This window comes from Bradyrhizobium sp. (genome assembly GCF_049798375.1).
Taxonomy (GTDB): Bacteria; Pseudomonadota; Alphaproteobacteria; order Rhizobiales; family Xanthobacteraceae; genus Bradyrhizobium.
This window is the reverse complement of sequence record NZ_JBARGP010000319.1, coordinates 1-4,510: the sequence shown is the minus strand read 5'-3', so window position 1 is coordinate 4,510 and position 4,510 is coordinate 1. Positions and strand designations below refer to the sequence as shown.

Here is a 4,510-nt window from a genome sequence, read left to right as displayed (position 1 = left end):
CGAGCACGATCGCGAGCTGCTTCGAGGCTTCCTTGACCTCGATCAGGTCGCCGATCTTGAGCTGATAGCTCGCGATGTTGACCTTGCGGCCGTTGACCTTGATGTGGCCGTGATTGATGAACTGGCGCGCGGCGAACATGGTCGACACGAACTTGGCGCGGTACACGACGGTATCGAGACGACGCTCCAACAGGCCGATCAGGTTCTCGCCGGTATCGCCCTTCAGACGGCCGGCCTCGACATAGACGCCGTGAAACTGGCGCTCGCTAATGTTGGCGTAGTACCCCTTCAGCTTCTGCTTGGCGCGCAGTTGCACGCCGAAGTCCGAGAGCTTGCCCTTGCGGCGCTGGCCGTGCTGGCCGGGGCCATATTCACGACGGTTGACGGGGCTCTTCGGGCGGCCCCAGATGTTCTGGCCCATGCGGCGATCGATCTTGTACTTCGCCTCACTGCGCTTGGTCATCGCGTCCTCTTCAAGTCAGATTTACGGGTTTGAGGAAACGCGCCCTCCTGTGTGCCCGGGTTTAAAACCCCGGCACCGACAGGCCCAACCCCCAAAGCATGAAGGGAGAGGCCACGGGTCGCGAAACGCATCGCGGGCCGAAACGGCCCGCGAGCAGGGCGGTTTCTACGGGCAAAACCGTCGCCTTGTCAAACCAATAGACCTGCTTTTGCGGCCAAATTCACGTTCGAACCGGCCGAATCGGCCGCAATCGCTCCCTCATCGTCTCAAATGCCCTAAACCCCGACCGCCCGCACCGCCTTTTGCTCGGCTTTGGGCTCGGCCGCCCGTAACGCCCGCAGCTCGGCCGCGATCTCGCCATTGAGCACCTGCTCCAGCCGGCTGAAGGCCCGGGCGATCAGCGCGGCGTCGGTGACCCGGTGATCCCAGCGAATCACGACATCGATGCCGTGGTCGGGCCGGATGACGTCGAAACTCAGGATGTAAGGCCCCGGGCTCACCGCATGCAGCACGCCACCGCCATAGGCGGCGACGCTGGTGACCGCGAAATTGCCGAAATAATTGCCACGCTGGCGGCCGAAATTGACGCCAACAGCCCAGGCGAGCCGGCGCAGCGGCAGCGGCAGCCGGCTGGCCAGCAGGATCTTGCGGAACATCGGCACCTCCGCGAACGGTGCCTCCTTGGCGTACCGGATCGCCGCATCGACTTCAGTGAGTGCGAGCTGATCGGGCAGGCAAACCCGCTGCGGCAGCACGCAATGCTCGCCGTTCTCGACGCGGGCGATCGCGACCATCGCGACATTGCGCGGCAGCTCGTAAAAGCAGGGCCGCGGCCATTTGGCGTAGAGCGTGCGCAGGGCCGGCTCGTCGCGGGCCACGATCGCGAAGGCCTTGACGAATACAGCGGCATAGCCGGGCCGTCGGGCGAGGGCGGCCCGCGCCTCGATCAGCGGACGGATATGAAGCGTGCGCGTCAGCGACACGAACGGCACATCGCGGGACGCATGCATCAGATCGATGATCAGGCGGCGCAACAGCGAGATATTCTTGACCGTTCCCTGCATCGTCCGATCGGCTTCCGTCGCCTTGTTCGATTGATCTTGGTTCGTTGATCCCGGGTGCCAGCGTCTTTCGGGGCGAACACTTCGCTAGAACCGGTCTATGGCGCCGGCGAGGCGAGTCGTCGGAACCCAAGTTCCAGCCAATATGAATGTTCCGTGCGTCGTTTCCCCGTGCGGACCTTAGCAGCGGCACCCGGCCGCGCAAACCCCCGCCCATCGTCCGTTACCGCTTGATCCCGTCGAAGCTGGCGGCGATGCCGCGCTGGAACAGCGACCAGTCGAACCCGAGCGCAATGGCGAGATAGCCGCGCGCAATCATCGCGTTCGCCTGGTCCGCGCTCCGCGCGGCGCCGCCGATCGGTATGCCGCTCCTGAGGATGCCAGCCTCGGCGCGGGCCATCAGATCCTGCACCACGGGGTCGTCGAGCTGGCCGCGCTTGTCGATCGAGGTGGCGAGGTCGCCGGGGCCGATCACCGCGATGTCGATGCCGGGCGTGGCCATGATCTCGTCGATGCGTTCGACCGCCTCGACATGCTCGATCGTGACCATGCAGATCATGTCGTCATCGGCGCCGGCCATGTAGTCGGCCATCGAGACGTTCCAGCGGAACGGCGCGTGGAACGGTCCCCACAGCCGCTCGCCGCGCGGTGGGTAGCGTACGCTGCGCACCGCCTTCTCGGCCTCGCTCCGGTTCGAAATCATCGGGAAGTTGATGCCGAGCGCGCCGATGTCCATCGGCGCCTTGGCGAGATGCGGCTCGTTGGCGGCGATCCGCACCAGCGGCACGCAAGGCGTGCCTGCGGTCGCCATGATCATGCCATGGGCGGTTGCGAGGTCGATCGGGCCGTGCTCGAGATCGACGATGATCCAGTCGAGCGACTGCGCCATGATCCGCACCGTCTGGATGCTCGGGATGGTGGCGATGGCGCCGAAGGTCGGGCGCTTCTCGCGCCAGGCCTGCTTCAGCCGGTTGAGCGGTGCGGGTTTGGCAGGTGTCAAAGCGGCACTCCAGATGTTTTGCGCGAGGTCCTGCGATGGCTTTTCCGCTGACGGTACGTGTGGTCTACGGAATAGACCGGTTTGAAGGACATCACATGACGATCGATCGACGCAGTTTCCTGGTTGGCGTGTCCGGCCTGATCGCCTGGCCCGCGCTGGCGAAGGCACAGGACAAATCTGCCGTTCTCCAGACCTACGAGCGGGACACCGGCGGCCGGATTGGAGTTTATGCTGAAAATCTCTCGACCGGGGCGAGGATCGCCTGGCGCGCCGACGAACGCTTCGTGATGTGCAGCAGCTTCAAGGCCTCGCTCGCCGCCTTGGTCCTGTCGCGGGTCGATCGTGGCCAGGATCATCTCGACGCCATGATCAGCTACGGGCGCAATGACCTTCTCGAGTACGCGCCGGTGGCGCGGCAACATCTCGGCGAGGGGACGCAAGCGGCCTTGTCGGTCGCCGACATGTGCAAAGCCGCCGTGGAGCTGAGCGACAACACCTGTGCCAACCTGCTGCTGGCGCGGGTGGGCGGCCCGGCCAGCCTGACCGCATTCTGGCGTGCGACCGGCGACGCGGTGACGCGTCTCGATCATAACGAGCCGGTGCTCAACCGCTCTCCGCCCGGCGACCCGAACGACACCACCACGCCCGCGGCGATGGCAGGCAATTTGCGGCGCTTCGTGCTCGGCGACGTCTTGTCCCCGGTTTCGCGCGACAATCTCACCGGCTGGATGTTGAACTGCAAGACGGGCAACAACCGGCTGCGCGGTGGCCTGCCGGGCAACTGGAAGATCGCCGACAAGACGGGCAACAACGGTCACGACGCCACCGGCGACATTGCCGTGACGTGGCCCAATGCGGGTGGCCCGGTGCCGATCTGCGCCTATACGCAGGGAGGTTCGCCGACCGCGCCGCAGCAGGAAGCCGTTTTCGCGGATATCGGACGAATGGTCGGACATCAGCTGGCCTAGGCCTTTCAGGCGGGCACTCGGCCGCCAAAATACGGTGTCAGTGCGCGGCTCAGCGTATGCGGCTTGTTTGAGGTGAAGATCATGGTGGCGCCGGCCTCTTCCGCTTCGCCGCCGGGCGGCCCCAGCAGATCGCAGACTCGGCGGGCAATCGCCGGCGCCGGGTCGATCCAGGCGACCGGCCAGGGCGCCAGCCGCTTCAGGCGGTCGAGCAGCAGCGGAAAATGCGTGCAGGCCAGCACCACGGTGTCGGTGCGGGCGGCGGGATCTGCGGCGTCGCCGACGAAGCAGGGCATGATTTCGGCCGCGATTGCATCGTCCGCTGCGCTGCCGCCGCCGAGCGCGGCCTCGGCCAATGATGCCAGGTCCGGCGAGCCGACCAGCATCACCTCGCATTCACCGCCAAAATCGCGGATCAGGGCGCGGGTATATTCACGGGCTACGGTGGCCTTGGTGCCGAGCACCGAGACGCGCTTGGTCCTGGACTGCGCGCAGGCCGGCTTGATCGCCGGCACGGTGCCGACAAACGGCGAGGTGTAGGCTGCGCGCAGCGGCGCCAGCACCTGCACTGAGGCGGTGTTGCAGGCGATCACGATGAGGTCAGGCCGGTGCGCCGCGATCAACTCGCCCATCAGCGGCACCACGCGGGCGACCAGCGCCTCCTCGCTGTGGTGGCCGTAGGGGAAGAAGGCGTCGTCGGCGACATAGACATAATGGGCGTCGGGCCGCGCCCGGACCACCTCGCGCAGCACGGAGAGGCCGCCGAGGCCGGAATCGAAAATGAGGATCGTGGGATGATTTGGCACGGAATGATTGTAGCGGATCGGGTTGCGGGATTCAGTCGGTTTTATTGCGGGGTTTTTGCGGGAAGGGCAGGCGTTATCGCCAATTTCCGGTGTCGTCCCGGCGAACGCCGGACCCATAGCCACAGGCGGTCGTTGTTGGAACAATATCTTGGACCCACTTCCCCAAATAGTCCCCTCCTGTGGTGATGGGTCCCGGTCCCGCGTCGGCGCGCTGG

At 65.6% G+C, this 4,510-nt stretch carries 5 protein-coding genes; 1 reads left to right on the top strand and 4 read right to left on the bottom strand.

The window, feature by feature from the left end; all coding sequences use genetic code 11:
- From rpsD to WA702_RS13630, 3 genes are all read right to left on the bottom strand, one after another.
- The coding region (gene rpsD / locus WA702_RS13640; RefSeq protein WP_425111056.1) for a 30S ribosomal protein S4 at positions 1-463 on the bottom strand (463 nt) is incomplete at its 3' end.
- A 275-nt stretch (positions 464-738) separates the two neighbouring features.
- The gene (locus WA702_RS13635) at positions 739-1,527 is read right to left on the bottom strand and encodes an acyltransferase (protein WP_425111055.1); all 789 of its coding nucleotides are present in this window, start codon (positions 1,525-1,527) and stop codon (positions 739-741) included.
- A gap of 220 nt (positions 1,528-1,747) precedes the next feature.
- Positions 1,748-2,524, bottom strand: a complete 777-nt coding sequence (locus tag WA702_RS13630) for an HpcH/HpaI aldolase family protein (protein WP_425111054.1) — start codon at positions 2,522-2,524, stop codon at positions 1,748-1,750.
- Positions 2,525-2,619: 95 nt separating this feature from the next.
- Between WA702_RS13630 and bla the strand changes: the two genes are divergently transcribed.
- Complete coding sequence (bla, locus tag WA702_RS13625; protein WP_425111053.1) at positions 2,620-3,492, top strand: class A beta-lactamase; 873 nt, start codon at positions 2,620-2,622, stop codon at positions 3,490-3,492.
- 5 nt (positions 3,493-3,497) lie between these two features.
- Here bla and murI read toward each other — a convergent pair whose 3' ends face one another.
- Positions 3,498-4,295, bottom strand: coding sequence for a glutamate racemase (murI, locus tag WA702_RS13620; RefSeq protein WP_425111052.1), 798 nt, complete (start codon positions 4,293-4,295; stop codon positions 3,498-3,500).
- Between the last annotated feature and the right edge of the window lie 215 nt (positions 4,296-4,510).